Source organism: Bacillus sp. (in: firmicutes) (genome assembly GCA_017656295.1).
In the GTDB taxonomy this organism is placed as follows: domain Bacteria; phylum Bacillota; class Bacilli; order Bacillales; family JACDOC01; genus JACDOC01.
The window spans coordinates 93,551-109,724 of sequence record JACDOC010000001.1 but is presented as its reverse complement, the minus strand read 5'-3'; the positions used below and the strand labels follow the sequence as shown (position 1 = coordinate 109,724).

General features: G+C 39.8%; 21 protein-coding genes. 8 read left to right on the top strand and 13 right to left on the bottom strand.

The genetic code is table 11. The annotated features are described in order from the left end of the window. The first annotated feature begins 51 nt into the window (after window positions 1-51). Window positions 52-2,145, top strand: a complete 2,094-nt coding sequence (locus H0Z31_00565) for a penicillin-binding protein (protein MBO8175928.1) — start codon at window positions 52-54, stop codon at window positions 2,143-2,145. A 161-nt stretch (window positions 2,146-2,306) separates the two neighbouring features. Here the strand turns inward: H0Z31_00565 and H0Z31_00560 are convergent, their stop codons facing one another. Further along, on the bottom strand, window positions 2,307-2,819 hold the full coding sequence (locus H0Z31_00560) for a YwhD family protein (GenBank protein MBO8175927.1): 513 nt from the start codon (window positions 2,817-2,819) through the stop codon (window positions 2,307-2,309). A 30-nt stretch (window positions 2,820-2,849) separates the two neighbouring features. Beyond that, window positions 2,850-3,518 carry a site-2 protease family protein gene (locus H0Z31_00555; GenBank protein ID MBO8175926.1) on the bottom strand — a complete coding sequence of 223 codons (669 nt, stop codon included), beginning with the start codon at window positions 3,516-3,518 and terminating at the stop codon, window positions 2,850-2,852. Window positions 3,519-3,685: 167 nt separating this feature from the next. Here H0Z31_00555 and H0Z31_00550 point away from each other — a divergent pair, with 167 nt between their 5' ends. Beyond that, on the top strand, window positions 3,686-3,871 hold the full coding sequence (locus H0Z31_00550) for a 4-oxalocrotonate tautomerase (protein MBO8175925.1): 186 nt from the start codon (window positions 3,686-3,688) through the stop codon (window positions 3,869-3,871). Window positions 3,872-3,909: 38 nt separating this feature from the next. Here the strand turns inward: H0Z31_00550 and H0Z31_00545 are convergent, their stop codons facing one another. The 3 genes from H0Z31_00545 to H0Z31_00535 all read right to left on the bottom strand — a co-directional run bounded on the left by H0Z31_00545 (window position 3,910) and on the right by H0Z31_00535 (window position 6,226). Then, on the bottom strand, window positions 3,910-4,419 hold the full coding sequence (locus H0Z31_00545) for a YwgA family protein (GenBank protein ID MBO8175924.1): 510 nt from the start codon (window positions 4,417-4,419) through the stop codon (window positions 3,910-3,912). Between the two features lie 32 nt (window positions 4,420-4,451). Continuing rightward, a complete protein-coding gene (locus H0Z31_00540; protein MBO8175923.1) occupies window positions 4,452-5,765 on the bottom strand; it encodes an HD domain-containing protein in 1,314 nt (437 codons plus the stop codon). 236 nt (window positions 5,766-6,001) lie between these two features. Further along, on the bottom strand, window positions 6,002-6,226 hold the full coding sequence (locus H0Z31_00535) for a DUF1450 domain-containing protein (GenBank protein MBO8175922.1): 225 nt from the start codon (window positions 6,224-6,226) through the stop codon (window positions 6,002-6,004). A 222-nt stretch (window positions 6,227-6,448) separates the two neighbouring features. Between H0Z31_00535 and H0Z31_00530 the strand changes: the two genes are divergently transcribed. Beyond that, window positions 6,449-7,135 carry an RsfA family transcriptional regulator gene (locus H0Z31_00530; protein MBO8175921.1) on the top strand — a complete coding sequence of 229 codons (687 nt, stop codon included), beginning with the start codon at window positions 6,449-6,451 and terminating at the stop codon, window positions 7,133-7,135. 298 nt (window positions 7,136-7,433) lie between these two features. Here the strand turns inward: H0Z31_00530 and H0Z31_00525 are convergent, their stop codons facing one another. Beyond that, window positions 7,434-8,276, bottom strand: coding sequence for a lipoate--protein ligase family protein (locus tag H0Z31_00525; GenBank protein MBO8175920.1), 843 nt, complete (start codon window positions 8,274-8,276; stop codon window positions 7,434-7,436). 117 nt (window positions 8,277-8,393) lie between these two features. Continuing rightward, the gene (locus H0Z31_00520; protein ID MBO8175919.1) at window positions 8,394-8,633 is read right to left on the bottom strand and encodes a hypothetical protein; all 240 of its coding nucleotides are present in this window, start codon (window positions 8,631-8,633) and stop codon (window positions 8,394-8,396) included. 113 nt (window positions 8,634-8,746) lie between these two features. Between H0Z31_00520 and H0Z31_00515 the strand changes: the two genes are divergently transcribed. Continuing rightward, complete coding sequence (locus H0Z31_00515; protein ID MBO8175918.1) at window positions 8,747-8,944, top strand: hypothetical protein; 198 nt, start codon at window positions 8,747-8,749, stop codon at window positions 8,942-8,944. A gap of 421 nt (window positions 8,945-9,365) precedes the next feature. Here H0Z31_00515 and pta read toward each other — a convergent pair whose 3' ends face one another. Continuing rightward, entirely contained in the window at window positions 9,366-10,337 is a 972-nt protein-coding gene (gene pta / locus H0Z31_00510; protein ID MBO8175917.1) for a phosphate acetyltransferase, read from the bottom strand. 227 nt (window positions 10,338-10,564) lie between these two features. On the opposite strand from pta, the gene H0Z31_00505 reads away from it, so the two are divergent. From H0Z31_00505 to gerQ, 3 genes are all read left to right on the top strand, one after another. Continuing rightward, window positions 10,565-11,317 carry a heme-dependent peroxidase gene (locus tag H0Z31_00505; GenBank protein MBO8175916.1) on the top strand — a complete coding sequence of 251 codons (753 nt, stop codon included), beginning with the start codon at window positions 10,565-10,567 and terminating at the stop codon, window positions 11,315-11,317. A gap of 401 nt (window positions 11,318-11,718) precedes the next feature. Then, the gene (locus tag H0Z31_00500; GenBank protein MBO8175915.1) at window positions 11,719-12,147 is read left to right on the top strand and encodes a cell wall hydrolase; all 429 of its coding nucleotides are present in this window, start codon (window positions 11,719-11,721) and stop codon (window positions 12,145-12,147) included. Window positions 12,148-12,261: 114 nt separating this feature from the next. Further along, a complete protein-coding gene (gene gerQ / locus H0Z31_00495) occupies window positions 12,262-12,630 on the top strand; it encodes a spore coat protein GerQ (protein ID MBO8175914.1) in 369 nt (122 codons plus the stop codon). A 159-nt stretch (window positions 12,631-12,789) separates the two neighbouring features. Here the strand turns inward: gerQ and H0Z31_00490 are convergent, their stop codons facing one another. The 4 genes from H0Z31_00490 to H0Z31_00475 are packed head-to-tail and all read right to left on the bottom strand — an operon-like array spanning window position 12,790 to window position 14,087. Further along, on the bottom strand, window positions 12,790-12,927 hold the full coding sequence (locus H0Z31_00490) for a hypothetical protein (protein ID MBO8175913.1): 138 nt from the start codon (window positions 12,925-12,927) through the stop codon (window positions 12,790-12,792). A 33-nt stretch (window positions 12,928-12,960) separates the two neighbouring features. Beyond that, window positions 12,961-13,332 carry a DUF423 domain-containing protein gene (locus H0Z31_00485; protein MBO8175912.1) on the bottom strand — a complete coding sequence of 124 codons (372 nt, stop codon included), beginning with the start codon at window positions 13,330-13,332 and terminating at the stop codon, window positions 12,961-12,963. A gap of 19 nt (window positions 13,333-13,351) precedes the next feature. Further along, the gene (locus H0Z31_00480) at window positions 13,352-13,633 is read right to left on the bottom strand and encodes a YwdI family protein (GenBank protein ID MBO8175911.1); all 282 of its coding nucleotides are present in this window, start codon (window positions 13,631-13,633) and stop codon (window positions 13,352-13,354) included. 34 nt (window positions 13,634-13,667) lie between these two features. Continuing rightward, window positions 13,668-14,087: a two pore domain potassium channel family protein gene (locus H0Z31_00475; GenBank protein MBO8175910.1), complete on the bottom strand. Its 420-nt coding sequence runs from the start codon at window positions 14,085-14,087 to the stop codon at window positions 13,668-13,670. Between the two features lie 380 nt (window positions 14,088-14,467). On the opposite strand from H0Z31_00475, the gene speE reads away from it, so the two are divergent. Next, window positions 14,468-15,316 carry a polyamine aminopropyltransferase gene (speE, locus tag H0Z31_00470; GenBank protein ID MBO8175909.1) on the top strand — a complete coding sequence of 283 codons (849 nt, stop codon included), beginning with the start codon at window positions 14,468-14,470 and terminating at the stop codon, window positions 15,314-15,316. A 41-nt stretch (window positions 15,317-15,357) separates the two neighbouring features. Here the strand turns inward: speE and H0Z31_00465 are convergent, their stop codons facing one another. Further along, entirely contained in the window at window positions 15,358-16,038 is a 681-nt protein-coding gene (locus H0Z31_00465) for a uracil-DNA glycosylase (protein ID MBO8175908.1), read from the bottom strand. Between the last annotated feature and the right edge of the window lie 136 nt (window positions 16,039-16,174).

Genomic DNA, 16,174 nt, shown 5'->3' with positions numbered 1-16,174 from the left:
ACAATTAAGAAATAAATGGTCGTATTGTTAAAAATTACTTTGATTTTATAAATGGAGGTGGCCCTCGTGGAACCGATGGCCTACGAACGTTTTCATAAAACGATTAAATATTTAAGGGCAGTCGTAATTATTTCTTTACTTTCGTTGTTCATGGTATTCCTTTTTATGATAGGTGTCTTTGTGTATGCCAAAATTTTAGGTGCCCCACCACTTGCCGTCCCTCAGTCGAATCTATATTTTTCATCAGAGGGGGACATTATCGGTGAAAGTCATAACGGACAAAAACGATACTGGGTTCCATTAGAAGATATTTCCTCCAACGTCATTCAAGCAACCATCTCCATCGAAGATAAAAATTTTTACGATCACCACGGTTTTGACTATAAACGAATGGCCGGGGCGATTATTGCCGATGTAAAAGCGATGGCGAAAGTACAAGGGGCAAGTACGATTACCCAACAATACGCCCGCAATTTATTTTTAGGTCATGAAAAAACTTGGATGCGGAAACTGAAAGAAGCGTTTTACACCATTCGTTTAGAAATGAACTATACTAAAAAAGATATTTTAGAAGGATATTTAAATACGATTTATTATGGTCACGGAGCTTACGGCATTCAAGCCGCCAGCCAATTTTACTTTCAAAAAAACGCCGATGAATTAACAGTAGCAGAAGCGGCCCTGTTAGCCAGTATTCCGAAAGGCCCAAGCTATTATTCTCCCCTCGTATCGTATGAGCGTACCAAAGAACGGCAGGCAATTGTTCTATCTTCTATGAAAAAAAACGGTTTTATTACGGAAGAGGAAAAACAAGCTGCGCTTAACGAACCACTAGAAATCGTCGGACAGCATCAGTATCAAAAAGCTGAAATCGCTCCTTATTTTCAAGATGTTGTCCAATACGTATTAAAGGAAAAACTCGGTATTGACCATCAAACGATTGAAATGGGAGGCTTGCGTGTATATACAACGCTAATCGCGAACCATCAACAAATTGCCGAACAAGTGATAGCTGATACCATCGCCCCTGATTCCGACATTCAAATCGGTTTTATTGCGATGAATCCACATAACGGTTACGTAACGGCATTGGTCGGAGGACGCGACTACAAAGAGAGTCCATATAATCGCGCCGTTCAAGCAATTCGTCAACCAGGCTCAACGATTAAACCGCTCCTTTATTATGCAGCCTTAGAACAAGGATTTACACCGAGTACAACGATGCGTAGCGAACAAACGACCTTTCGGTTTGACGAAGGTCGGGCGGAATACACGCCACATAACTTCAATAACAAATACGCTCACGATGAAATTACGCTAGCGCAAGCATTAGCATTATCAGATAATGTGTATGCGGTGAAAACCCACCTGTTTTTAGGAGAAGAGACGCTTGCCCAAACGGCGAAACGATTCGGTATTAAAACACCGATGAAACAAGTTCCTTCTTTAGCATTAGGGACGTCGGGTGTCCGTCTCATCGAAATTACGAATGCGTATAACATGTTTGCAAACGGCGGGCAAAAAGTAGCACCCGTCTTTATAACGAAAGTCGAAAATCATCAAGGGGAAATCATTTATGAATACGAAGCGGAAAAGGAACAATTACTAGACCCGAACGTCGCATTTGTAACTGCCCATTTGATGACAGGCATGTTTGACCCGTCTTTAAACGATTACGCAAACGTAACGGGAACGACCATTTTAAAAATAATTACCCGACCGTACGGTGGAAAGTCCGGTACGACGGAATCTGATAGTTGGATGATTGGATTTGCTCCTCAACTAACTGCAGGGGTATGGACCGGATATGATCAAGGTGACGAAATTACGAAAGTCGCCGATAAATTATATGCCAAAAACGTCTGGGTACAATTTATGGAACAAGCATTAAAAGATGAGCCGGTTCTTACGTTTAGACCACCGAAAGGAACGGTTGGGGTATACGTCAATCCGGATAACGGGTTACTCGCTACGAAAGATTGTCCTGTTGCTCGGCTCACCTATTTTGTAAAAGGTACAGAGCCGACCGATTACTGCCACGACCATATAGAAGATGGAGCGGACTCAAAAGCGCCTGCATCAAGTCCAGATAAGGAGCCACATAAATCGTGGTTCCATCGATTTATCGAATGGTTTGGTTCCTGACCATGAAAAAACTCGGAGAAGGGTCTCCGAGTTTTTTCAGTCCTAGTTTTATATGTGCGTAACTGTGATTTAAGTTTACTTTTTTTTCATACAATCAGCAAGATTTGACAATGAAATTCGAAAAACTGTCACAGTTTGTTCAATTTATTGGTAAAAATTGTCTATTCCACTAATAACCCTTTATGAAGCGCTTCACTTGAACGGTTCCACATGCCTTCATCATGGTTTTTTAGAAATTCAGCTAATACTTTTTTCGACTTTTCGTCCATATGATCTACGATAATATGACGCTTTAACGATTTATCCATTTTATTGACGTGTTCAGGGAGTGATTTATAGCCTCGGCGTGTTTCGCGATTCACGATCATCTCACACGCGGTTACTCCTGCGTAATAAGGGCCTCCTTCGTTGCGGTCAACCGTCACCCATACGAGCCAATACGGTTTTCCGCCAGGTGCTTCCTCACGGTTCGGCGTAAATTTAATTCCGCGTTCAACAGCGCTTCGAGCATGCATTGCTCCGATGTCAATCATTGCTTCTCCTTCTTCAATATCAATAATCACTGGAGTCACATTGTCTAAGCTTAAGGCACCTATGCCAAAGCCCCCATGCCCATCCGTTGGGTCACTTTTAATAATGTTAAACTCAATTTTTTTCTTTTTGTTTTCCATCAAGCTGGCCTCCTTTATCGTCTTTATGTACCGTTAAGCAAATAGGTGAAAAAAAATCGTTTGTAAGCCTTGGACAAGCCCTCTTAATACGACGTTAAAGATTGGGTCAATCGTATATGCTTGTAGGGGGGTAATAATTAGAATAAGAAAAATCAATATCCCGTATTGTTCCCATTCCACCATTTTGACGCGGATATGCGTTGGCATAATGTCTTCAATGATTCGATAGCCATCCAACGGTGGAAGTGGAAGTAAATTAAACACGAATAATACTAAGTTTAACCAAATAAACCAGTCTAAAAAATGGGTCATCCAAACGGGCATTTGCCAGCCCCATGAAAATGAAGCAAACGTGTACAATAAAAGAAATCCAAGCACGGCCAACAGAAAATTACTCATTGGTCCAGCGAGCGATACAAGGATGCTCCCGAGGCGCGGTCGCTTCAGTTTAAACCGATTTACCGGAACCGGACGCGCCCAACCGAAGCCTGCTAAGAACAACAACAATGTACCGAACGGATCAAGATGTTTTGCTGGATTTAATGTTAACCGGCCTTCTTCTTTCGCTGTATCATCCCCAAACGCGTAAGCAACTGCGGCGTGGGCAAATTCGTGGACGGTAAAAGCAATTAACAACACCGCCGCAATATATGGTAAGTCATTGAGAGAAAAGGCTAACCACTGTTCTAAACCTCCGAGTATTCCTTCCACAAGTATATCTCCTTTATCCAAAGTTTTTGCCCCACTTTTATTCCTAGTATATCAAGAAGGAAAGCTCCTATATACCATTTTAATAAATTACTTGGTAGCGTCCATCTATGATACACTTATCTAATGAAGTAGTCTATGTACTAGAAGGGGGATTTTCCATGCCATATGTAACCGTTAAAATGTTAGAAGGTCGTACAGAAGAACAGAAAAAAGCCCTTGTTGAAAAAGTCACCGAAGCGGTAAGTGAAACGACAGGTGCTCCAAAAGAAAAAATCGTTGTGTTCATTGAAGAAATGTCCAAAAACCATTATGCCGTTGGTGGGAAACGATTAAGTGACGAATAGCGGTTCAATCTTTAACATTAGTAAAAAAAGCTAAGCCATTACTGGGGCTTAGCTTTTGTTTTGAGCTTGTCGATATAATCATAGGCTTGATCAATTTCTTCGGCCGTATATTTTTGCTTACTTTTCAACGTAAATACTTTTTCGTACACATCTTCTTTCGGTAATTCTTCAAAGTAAAGAATCGTGGAAACGAGCTCTAAAAAGCGTGCCGATTGCCCGTTCATATCTTCCATGCATTCCTTTATTTGTGGCATCTCAACTGCATACAAAGATAAAAAATCGCTGCCTTCTTCCGTGAGTGAATACCGATATTGAAAATACCCGCCTTTTTTTTCTTTCACTTCCTGAATAAAGCCCATGTTACACAATTCTTCGATTCGTAAGGTGAGCTCTTCGGAGTATGGTCCAAAAAAATGAAATTGATATTTTTCTTGAAACGGAAAGGATAATTTTTTTAATATATAAATCATTTTTTGAAATTTTTTTCGTCCAATAATTTCACCTGAAGCAGCTAATGCGCACATAATCTTCGCGTGTTCCTTTAACAACTGTACTTCATCTCCTACTCCCTATTAGTCCCTCAACTTTTTTGTGACGGTAGCTCTAGAATTTCGCGTATATGTCGCTTAATATTTCGTTTTGTTGATTCGTCATACAAGAAGTCATCTGGGAAATACAATTTATGATCCGTGCGACGCTTTCCAGAAATGGCATCGACAATGTCTGATTCTCTTGATAATTCCCGTAATTCTCCGTTTGGCATTAATAAATGAATCGGCAGGCGCTCCTCCTCTTCTCCTGGACGATAAAAATCGTACGGTAAATCGGAAGAAGAGTCGACGACTAAATAATAGTTCGGATCTATGCCCGCTTTTATAAATAACGCCTCAAGTTCACTATGTTTTCGGTACTCTTTAGCTGGATCAAACTCGACGTATTTAAACAAGTTTCGATCCATAAAGCGTTGACATAGGTCGGACAATATCGGGTCTTGTTCCTCTTGCCATATTTGGAAATAATATAAAATCACCGCTTCATCGAGCTTTAAATAATCATCAATAGAGACATTTCCTTCAAACAAGGAATAAAAATGATGTGGCTCATAACGGAACAAATAATTATTTTGATATAATTCTTTTGCACGATGTAAAATTTTTGTCAAAATGACCTCTGCACTACGAGTTACTGGATGGAAATAAACTTGCCAGTACATTTGATAACGGCTCATAATGTAGTCTTCCACCGCATGCATTCCACTTTGTTTGATAACGACTTGGTCTTCCCGCGGACGCATGACCCGTAAAATTCGTTCCATGTCAAAATGACCATAACTAACCCCTGTAAAATACGCATCACGTTGTAAATAGTCCATCCGATCAGCGTCTATTTGGCTTGAAATGAGGCTAACGACAAGTTTATTTTCATACGTTTTGGCAATGACTTCAGCGACTTTTTTCGGAAAGTCAGCGCTCACTTTTGATAACACGTGATTGACTTCTGTACTTCCTAAAATGATTTTTTGGGTAAACTGTTCATGGTCTAAATCAAATACCTTTTCAAATGAATGGGAAAACGGACCGTGTCCTAAATCGTGAAGCAGCGCCGCACATAAGGAAAGCAGTCGTTCCTCTCGATTCCATTCCGGACGTCCGTCAAATACATCATCCACAATTCGACGTACAATTTCATATACGCCTAACGAATGGTTAAAACGGCTATGTTCGGCTCCATGAAACGTTAAATACGTTGTCCCAAGCTGTCGAATACGACGCAATCGTTGAAATTCTTTTGTTCCAATTAAATCCCATATGACTCGGTCACGCACATGTACATAGCGATGAACAGGGTCTTTAAATACTTTTTCTTCACTTAATTTTTCGTTGGCATATCCCATTTTTTACCCTCTTCCTACACTAACATGACTCTATTATATCGACATTTTAATCGACATTCACGGGAAATTAACAAAAAATTCTTTCATTTTCAAACGGTGCGAACGAACTGCTTATATTCTAGAGGTGCTGTTACGTTAAGGATGACAGTAGTATAATTCGCAAATTAGAGAAGCATATGCGGCGAGGACGTTTTCTAAGCGAAAAAAATCACCTTTTCCAGGTCAAGGCGATTTTTTTATTTTTTTAACTTTTTTTGAATTTTTTCCATTAGTTCTTCTTCCGTTAACGCAGCCACCGGACGGTTATTGACGAAGGCAAACGTTTTTTTACGACCGGGACCACAATACGATTGACAGCCAATTTCAATCGTCGCTTCGGGATCTAATTTTTTTAATTTAGGAAGAAGCGTCTTTAAATTAACGGCTTGACAATCGTCGCAAACTCGAAATTCGTTTGCCATGGTAAAACAATCCTTTCAAGTAGATTCTCAATAGCTAAACGGTATTTTACATTTTATTAATCATCTTTGCAAGTTTTCTCACTTGCCAATTCATAGAGCTTCGTACCACTCTATGGAAAAATTGAAAACTACTAGCTTTTGAAACACGAAGGTATAATTTTTTTATTTTTTGTCCATGCTTTAACTAAAGTGAAAGTTTCATAATCAAAAAGGGAGTTGAGAATATTGAAAACTCGGCAAGATGCATGGACAGAAGAAAACGATTTGTTGTTAGCTGAAACAGTGTTACGCCACGTTCGTGAAGGAAGCACCCAGTTGAACGCGTTTGAAGAAGTCGGTGACAAGCTAAACCGTACCTCGGCGGCTTGTGGCTTTCGATGGAATGCGGTCGTTCGTCATCGCTATGAAAAAGCGTTGCAGCTAGCGAAAAAGCAGCGGAAACAACGCCAACGACTACTAGGAAGAGAACAAGGTGGAAAAAAGAAACTATTGTATCAACCACCAACACCATCACCAGAAGAAATCGAAGCAATTTCTCTTCCAGTAACAGCTCAACAAGAAGTGCAAGCGGAATCTAGTATAGGTCAAAGTCAGCAAGAAAACCTGACATTATCGCAAGTCATTGTTTACTTGCAACAACTGAATCAATCGAACTTCCAAGTAGATGCCTTAAAAAGTGAGAATGAGAGATTAAAACTAGAGAACAATGATTTAAAAAAGAAAATAGAGGAACTGGAGAACAAAATAAAAGAATTAGAAGAAAATACAACCACGATGCAAGAAGATTACGAAACGTTGATGAAAATTATGAATCGCGCCCGCAAATTTGTGCTGTTTGAAGATGAAGAACGACCGAACACCAAATTTAAAATGGACCGTAACGGCAATTTAGAAAAAGTGGCGGAATAACAAAAAGGGGTTTTGACACCCCTTTTTGCTGTTTCGGCCCGATTATTCTGTTTTTAGATACTCTATTTTACAGAAGACTCTGTTTGATCATCCTAATTGCCGATGCCGCTATTTTATTTCCCTTTAGGCCATCTTTATTACCAGTTACGGCTACTTTTTTGTACTCTGGATGGTTTTATTTCCCAGTTCCCGTCAGTTTATTTGCACTTTATTTATAGTTCAAACATTTTATTTGTATTTTTTCCTTTTTTTGAAGTTTAGCCGACTTTATTTGCAGGTTCGGCCGTTATTAGGAGGATTACACCCCTTTTAACATTTTTTCATTCCGTTCAATAATCCTCGTATAATAACTCTCGTACCAAGCCATTTCGTGCTCATCTAAATGGCTCGCGTAAATCCGGTCGCAATTGGCCTTTAAAACGTTCAAAAAGCGAAGCATCACATCCGGAACGGTTAGGGAGGTCCCCAACAATTCGGACAAGGAGGCCATCACTTCTGGACGAATGTTAGGGTACGAAAATTTCGTTTCCGCATCTTTTTTACCTTCTTCATAAAACTGTTGAATGATTTTTGCTCGTTCTGAGCCGCTGCCGTCTACACATAAATAAATTTGGACAGCGACACCGTTGCGAATGCGCCGTTGTGAAATACCGGCAAATTTTTTTCCGTTAATGCTTAAATCGTAACTTCCCGGACAATACGAACCGACAATTTCCTTTGCTTCAATGGTTGCAGGAAAATCGGCAAACATTTCTTTCACAAGCTGCCACACCGCATCATAGCCTCGATTAATATCGATGCCTTTATCTTTTTCAGGAAGCACAAGGGATAAGTTTAATACCCCTTCGTCGAGGACAACGGCGAGGCCTCCAGAATTTCGAACAATGTACCGATAGCCTTTTTCTTCTAACGTCCGAAGCCCGTCCGCCAAATAAGGAAGCTTTGTATCTTGAATCCCGAGCACAATCGTCTGATGGTGGACCCATGCCCGCGCTACTGCTGGTGAATGGCCCGTACCAACAGATGTGCAAAGGGTATCGTCCATCGCAAACGATTGCAATGCCTCAAAATATGGACCTAAGCTCGATTGATCAATAATTCGCCATACAGGTTGTTGTAGCAATTGTTTCCCCTGTTCCATCTGCTTGTTCTCCTTTAGTCAACTGCTTCATGTATACGAACGTATTATATCATAACGATCGAAATCAAACCCCCTGGCGATTTTATCCTTTATCCGTTAGCCTTTTTGAAAAGGCTCTTAAATGATACTGTTGATATTTATCATTTCGCTCCAGGCGGACGCTTTCCGCGGGCAAGCCGCAAGCCGCTTCCTTCTACGCTCAGTCCAGGGTCTTGCGGCTTCTTGTTCCCGGTGGAGTCGCCGCCGTGTGAACAACTTACTAAAAATCAACAATGTAACATAACATAGCCTTTGAAAAAGAAATGCCTGCCATAAATAAAGGACCCCTACTAAGTAGACAGGAATAAAAAAGCACATTTAAGCACCCTGAGTCCTATATACATAAGGACTCAGGGTGCTTAATTTCTTTTGGAAACGGTGGTTATCTGTCTACTATATGGGGATCCTATCATATTAGGAGGTGTTTATTTATGAAAGAGCCAAAAGGAAATCGTGACATGCCTGATTTTAAACAATTAAACGATCGGATTATCGTAGAACCTTCGGATGAACCCGCTCTTGTAATCAAAACCAATCTTGATCCAAAGGATCCTACAGTGGAAAATCCCTATTTTTCTAAGGATACAAAAGATAAAGAAGTATTTAATGACTTTTTTGATGAAAGGTAGCATGGGTTCAAACGTTACTGTATTTACATGAAATCTTATCCAATTACACCAATCGCTATCCACGGGAAAAGGATATATGAAAAAATATTCATTCGAAGGGGAATTTGCCCGTAATTTAAATGAAATCGATTTTCTAGAAAAGTGCTGTCCGAAAAATTTAAGTACGTTAATAGAGGAATAAGATAATAAACGAGTACGAGAATTGAATAACGTGTATGAGCGTTTATCAAAAAATGGAATTGGTTTACGTACCAATTCTTTTTTGTCTTTCAGACCGAGTAGGCATGTATTCTTTGCTATTATTTAACTTTACATTATATGTTTTTTTTATTTTCCCCATTAAAAAAATCCCCTCCATAGTAGACAGATTAATGTGCTTTCTTTTTTCTGCCTACTATAAGGGGACAGGATGGGCTTCTTCTTATAACGATTGTGCCGCTGTAATTAACGCAAGCTTATACACATCTTCTTCATTACAACCACGAGAAAGATCGTTCACGGGGGCGTTTAACCCTTGTAAAATTGGACCTACTGCTTCAAAATTCCCTAACCGTTGAGCAATTTTGTACCCAATATTTCCGGCTTCTAAGCTTGGGAAAATAAAGACATTGGCATCTCCTTGAATAGGAGAATCCGGTGCTTTTTTCTTCGCCACCGACGGAACAAAGGCAGCGTCAAATTGAAATTCACCGTCAATCACCAGTTCAGGCGCACGTTCTTTCGCTAACTCTAGAGCTTTTACTACTTTTTCTGTTTCAGGAGACTTCGCGGAACCTTTTGTCGAGAAGCTAAGCATTGCTACACGTGGCTCAATATCAAACATTTGAGCTGTTTTCGCACTTTCAATCGCAATTTCCGCTAAATCTTGACTATCTGGAGAAATGTTGATTGCGCAATCGGCGAACACGTATTTTTCATCTCCGCGAACCATAATAAATACGCCAGACGTTTTTCGAACGCCTTCTTTCGTTTTAATAATTTGCAATGCCGGGCGTACGGTATCAGCTGTGGAATGAGCCGCTCCGCTTACCAGCCCATCCGCTTTTTTCGTATAAACAAGCATCGTACCAAAATAGTTAACGTCCTTTAAAATTTGACGAGCATCCTCTTCTGTTGCTTTTCCTTTCCGGCGCTCCACAAAAGAAGCAACGAGCTCATCCATTTCTGCATAATTGTTCGGATCGTAAATCTCAATTCCTTCTAAGGAAACGTTTAACTCGCTTGCTTTTTGCTGAATGTCGTTCACGTTACCAACCAAAATCGGTGTTAACACTTTCTCTTCCGCTAGACGGCTAGCCGCTGATAAAATACGCTCATCTAATCCTTCAGGAAACACAATTTTACGATCTTTTCCTGCAACTTTGTCTTTTAAAACGGTAAATAAATCGCTCACAGCTACGTCCTCCTTCATGTACTTTCAAGTTTAGCATACCCCACTGTAATGAAAATTCAAGAAAAAGGTAGGATGACAACGGTTTCATTAAAAAGTCTTTCTTTTGAAAAAATTCTTATAACAAAAGTACATTTTTGAATATTTATCGACCATTTGGGTAGAATTCGCTTACAAAAGGAAAACTGTGATATAGTAAAGTTGGACAGATTAATATAGGAGTGATGAACATGAGTGAACCAGCACAAACACTCGATGGTTGGTATTCGCTTCACGATTTCCGGACGATGGATTGGTCCGTATGGAAAACGTTATCCAGTGATGAGCGTCAAGCGGCTATTCACGAGTTTTTACAGTTTTTAGACAAATTAAACAAAACACAAGAGAAAAATAAAGGTAGCCACGCGCTATACACCATTGTCGGACAAAAAGCCGACTTTATGTTGATGGTTCTTCGCCCAACAATGGAAGAGCTCAACGAAATTGAAACAGAATTTAACAAATTAAAACTTGCTGAATACACGATTCCAAGCTATTCGTACGTATCAGTTGTCGAGTTAAGTAACTACCTGCCTTCCGATGAAGATCCGTACGAAAACCCACATATTCGTGCGCGATTGTATCCGATTTTACCAAAAGCGAAACACGTCTGCTTCTATCCAATGAACAAACGTCGCCAAGGAAGCGACAACTGGTACATGCTACCGATGGAGGAGCGCCGTGAACTTATGCGCAGCCACGGCATGATTGGTCGTAAATATGCCGGCATCGTAAAACAAATCATTACGGGCTCTGTCGGATTCGATGATTATGAATGGGGTGTCACCTTATTCTCTGACGACGTTCTTCAATTTAAAAAGCTCGTCTACGAAATGCGTTTTGATGAAGTAAGTGCTCGCTACGGCGAATTTGGTTCATTCTTTGTTGGTAACCTTTTAGAAGAAGATCGCATCGCTCAGTTTTTACATGTGAATACGCTATAAAGTGATCGAAGACCGACTTCACAAAGTTATGTGAAGTCGGTTTTTTTGTATAAAAAGGCGATTTATCAAAAGATGATGTTTCCTTGATAATTAAAATCGTTTTTTTATAAAAATGAGTGAACACTCGAGAGATTAGGGAGATTTCTTCTCTCTTCTGGTTTACTGCCAGTTTTTCCAATTTACTTACCAGAGTACCAAGTTTATTAGCCAATTACGATCCTTAACCCCAAACGGATATTTACTTACCACTTTTTTTATAACAATCCGCTATTTATTTGCCACTTGCTAGAACTTTCCTTGTTTAGCGCCTCTTTCATTCAAACATATTTTTCATATCTGTCGCATACATATGGAATAGTGTATTCATGCGTAGTCATGTATTCACAAAGCGAGGTGGTTAAGTGGCGGTTGTTGCGTACAACGAAGAAGAAGTGAAGCTGTTGGCTCGGTTAATGCGGGCAGAAGCAGAAGGTGATGGGCAGCTTGGAATGTTAATGGTAGGAAACGTCGGCATTAATCGCGTCCGCGCAGATTGTTTAGATTTCCCACAAATTCGTACCATCAGAAGTATGGTGTTTCAATCACCTGGGGGATTTGAAGCCGTCCAAAAGGGATATTTTTATCAGCGGGCTCGACAAAGAGAAATTAATTTAGCAAGAAGAGTGATTAATGGGGAGCGTTTTCATCCTGCGACGTATTCATTATGGTTTTTCCGTCCTGATGGAAGTTGTCCTGCCCAATGGTTTGGCCAATGGAATTCTGGTCGATTTAAGTCTCATTGCTTCTTCTCACCAACTCAATCCGACTGTCCAAGTGTGTATAGATATTAAATAGGAGGCGAGCATATGACTCATTGGTATTATCCTGTTCAATGGTCCTATCCTACTCAGTGGTATGAACAAGTTCGACAAAATGGGGGGTATCCACAGCAATATTATCCACAAATGTTCCAACAGCCAGCGGGTTCACAACTCCAAGTACCACAACCGTTGGATGCACCTTCTAAGTCTCAACCCATTCCAGGCATGCTTCCAATTGAAGAATCGTATATTGAAAACATTTTGCGTTTAAACAAAGGGAAGCTTGTTAAAGTCTACACGACATTTGAAAACAACCAAAAATGGAATGCAGTAATTTTTAAAGGACTCATTGAGGCTGCGGGACGCGACCATCTCATCTTAAGCGATCCAGAAACAGGAAAACGTTATTTAATACCTATGATTTACCTAGACTATGTCGAATTTGAAGAGGAAATTGAATACGAGTATCCGTTTAATAGTACGATGCAATTGGCGACATATTCTCCAAGATAAATAGGAAAAAAGGTGACAGGAAAAGCTTCAAAAAACCTGTCACCTTTTTTTTATAAAGGCTCTACCCTGAAATAACTGTGGATAACTTTTGCTGTTATTTTATTCATCGATGTGCCAATTTTATTGGCATGGGTGTCTGTTAAACGATACTGTTGATATTTATTCATTACGCTTATGGCGGACGCTTTCCGCGGGCAAGCCGCAAGCCGCTTCCCTCGCTACGCTCAAGTATGGGTCTTGCGGCTTCTTGTTCCCGCTGAGTCGCCGCCGTGTGAACAACTTAATAAAAATCAACAATGGAAATATAACATAGCCTTTATAAAAAAATAATTACATCCACTTCAAGGCAGCAAAAATTAATAACAACCAAGCAACAAGGAACGATACGCCTCCAATTGGAGTAATTGCCCCTAAAATACTTATTCTAGTAACACTTAATACGTATAAGCTACCGGAAAATAGTAAGATTCCAAGAAACATAAGCCAGCCTGACCACGAAATCAGTGAGCTTGCTGGAATGTTTCCAGCGAAGATCCCAATAATTAATAACCCAATCGCATGAAACATTTGATATTGAACACCTGTTTTCCATATTTCCAAATACTTTGGTTCTAATTTTCCTTCTAACCCGTGGGCACCAAAAGCCCCTAAGGCTACGGATAAAAAGGCATTTAAAGCCCCTAATATAATAAATATTTTCATGTCGTTCGACTTCCTTTCATTAAAAATCAAAAATCGATTCTCCATTGGCTCCATCGTCAGTTGTTAATACTTGTGAAGACAAGGACGGTGGCTGAATGGTCGTAGAAGATATCGTCTTTACTTTGGACTGAGCTGTTTCTATCATGGCTGCTTGAGCTTCTTCTTGTTCTTCTAACACGAGTTCACACAAAGCTTTAATCGCCTGGACATGCTGTCGAATCGATTGAAGTTGTCCCGACTGTTTGGCCTGATGTAACTCTTGTTCCATTTTTCGTAACAATGTGGCGTAGGATACGTTCAATGATTACACCTCTTTTTCTTCTTTTACAGCTTGTTCAAACAATTGTAGCTGTTGTTAATTTTACTATTAACTCTTCAGCTTTATCAATGAAGACCGCCGGAATCCCTTTTTCCAGTAATTGAATCATTACTTGTTCCCCAACATGAACCGAGTCCACAAACATCATATAATTCGATAATTGTTCAATCGGATTTTCCAATCTTTTTCTCCTTACCGCTTGTGAAAAATCCCCTTCGATTATCAATGCTGTCATCGAACCGATGACATATGTATCAATACCTATACCCATCGGAATAATCAATAAAGCAAATACATTCCCTGCAAATGAAGTCGGGACCGTATCACCATAGCCTACCGTCAACACGGTTACCACGGTTATCCAAAATGCATCAAAAAGCGTCATTTCCACGAACGCCATAAAACCGAACGTACCTAACAAAATAACGGCAACCATTAAGCCAATTCCTAATCGCAAATGTTAAAAACTACTCATGATGAACCTCTTATTTTTGTTTTTTTATAAATTTTAAGCACGGCTGACCTGATGCATGCAACACCACTTGTGACGGAATTGCTTTTGATTTAAAGCTATACGCTTTACATCCTCGTGGATGAATAGGATTCCACGTGACGTAAAAGAAACGACATTGAAAGCAATTAACCTTAATCATACCATTCTCTCCCTGACTCAACTTGTTTAACAAAATTCGTTGTTTTTTTTACACAAGAAGGTTGAATTTGTTACAATAAAGGTCGTGTATATTTATTCTATCAAACAGAATTAGAAATGACTGTTAATTTTCTTATAAATACCAATAACATAAGGAGGTTATCATGAAACAATACCCAGAATGGATTCAAGAATTTGATGGAAATCTATGGTTAACTGAAAACGACCGTGACAATTTAAAAATAAGCTATCGTCTGAAAGAAGTCGTGTTTTCTGAGCAATCTCCTATTCAACACGTGATGATTGTAGATTCGCACGATTTCGGACGGATGTTGATTTTAGATGGCGTTGTTCAAACGACAGCGCTAGATGGTCATATTTATAACGAAATGATTACCCACGTTCCTATTTCACTTCATCCAAATCCAAAGAAAGTTTTAATTATCGGCGGTGGCGACTGCGGTGCGGCACGCGAGGCGGCAAAATATGAAGAGCTAGAACAAATTGATATGGTTGAAATTGACGAGCTCGTGGTTCAAGCATGTAAAGAACATTTACAAGAAGTTTCTGGAAACTTATCTGACCCACGTGTAAATTTCTTATTTACTGACGGATTAAAATTCGTTGCAGGTAAAGAAAACGAGTACGATGTGATTATCGTTGATTCTTCCGACCCAGTGGGACCAGCTGAGCAATTATTCTCCTATGATTTTTACGCCAACATACAGAAGGCATTAAAAGAAGACGGTATAATGGTTTGTCAAAGCCAATCTCCTCTTTTCCATCAAGATGTGTTAGGACAAACGCAACGTCACATTGCTGACTTATTCCGCCATTCCGCAACTTATAAAGCAGTTGTTCCAACGTATCCTGGAGGATTATGGAGCTTTACGATTGGTTCAAAAGTGCACCCTATTACTCCAGAAAACGTAGAAATTCGTCCATTAAATACGAAATATTTTAACCAAGACATTTTAACGAGCTGTTTCTCTTTACCTGAATTTATGAAGTGATAATAAAACGACATGTTTCACGTGAAACATGTCGTTTTTTGTTACATGTTCGGAAGCTCCCATTGAATTTCTTCCTCACCGATTTGGCGTAAGAAAGCGTTAGATTTGGAAAACGGACGACTTCCGAAAAAGCCTCGATTAGCAGACAGTGGACTTGGGTGCGGAGATGTTATGACAAAATGTTTACTCGTATCAATTAAAGACATTTTGGTTTGAGCAGGTCGTCCCCATAAAATAAATACAATCGGTCGTTCCCGTTCAGATAATAAGGTAATAATGCGATCTGTAAATTGTTCCCATCCCTTACCGCGATGGGAGTGGGCTTGACCTCTTCGAACCGTCAATACTGTGTTTAACAGGAGAACCCCTTGCTTCGCCCACGACACAAGGTGCCCATGGTTCGGAATCGAGCAACCGAGATCATTGTGCAATTCTTTAAAAATATTTTTTAACGATGGCGGTGGTTCCACTCCTGGTTGAACAGAAAAACTTAATCCGTGTGCTTGTCCAGGTCCATGGTATGGGTCTTGCCCTAAAATTACAACTTTCACTTGATGATATGGCGTAAAATGCAAAGCATTAAATATATCATACGGGTTCGGATACACTGTTTGTGTCGCGTATTCTTTTTTTAAAAACTCACGTAATGCTAAGTAGTACGGTTTTTGAAACTCATCTTCGAGCAATGGTCCCCAGTCGTTATGTAATATTTTTTTCTTCATTGAACCTTCTCCCCAGTTTGTATCTCTGTTTCTTATAGTATAACAAACGATTCAAGAATCAGTGTGGCCCAATTGGTCTTCGAAATAGGTGAACTTTATTCATATTGTTTGTCACTCTTTGGCATTTTCGTATATG